Annotated in this window: 1 protein-coding gene; it reads left to right on the forward strand. The window is 63.4% G+C overall.

The window, feature by feature from the left end; genetic code table 11:
• Positions 1-675, forward strand: a 675-nt coding sequence (locus AC1D0P_RS26680; protein WP_477679483.1) for a hypothetical protein, incomplete at both ends; no start/stop codon positions are given.

Raw genomic sequence — 675 nt, forward strand, 5'->3', positions numbered from 1 at the left:
AGGATCAGGAGCAGACCGAGCAGCCGACCGACAATTCCGGCAGCTCGATCGAGAAGATCCAGACCAAGAAGAAGGATCAGCAGCAGACCGACGAGAACGCCACGAGCGACGAGAACAACAAGCCGCGTAAGAACGCCCAGCCGGTCGACGTCAAGAAAGCCAAGGACATTGCCGCCGATCCGTCGAAGACGACTGACACCGTCGTGCTGCCGGTCGACAACGGCGCCGCCGTGCTCGACAGCGACAAGGACGCCGACAATCGCGGCACTGACCGCAATCGCCGCAAGCAGCTGCGCGAGGAGAACAAGGATGTCCAGGCGCCCAAGTCCGACAAGGACGCTCAGCGCGGCTTCAAGAACGACGAAGAGGTCCGCATCCGGCCGGTGCTGCAGGACAAAGGCGAACGCATTCCCGGCTTCAAGGGCTATGACGATGCCGGCGGCCGCAGGGTCGACGATCGCAGCAATCGCGTCGTCATCAATATCGGCGGCCGGCTGGTGATCCGCGGCGACGACGACCGTCGTTTGGCCCGCGACCGGCAGATCCGCTACGACCGCCTGTCCAACGACCAGATCCGTGAAGTCATCGTCATGCCGAACGGCGACCGCATCGTCACCGTTCGCAATCGCTGGGGCGAAATCGTCCGCCGCTCGCGCATCATCAACGACCGTGAAG

The sequence above is a fragment of the Polaromonas sp. P1_G2 genome, from assembly GCF_056405515.1.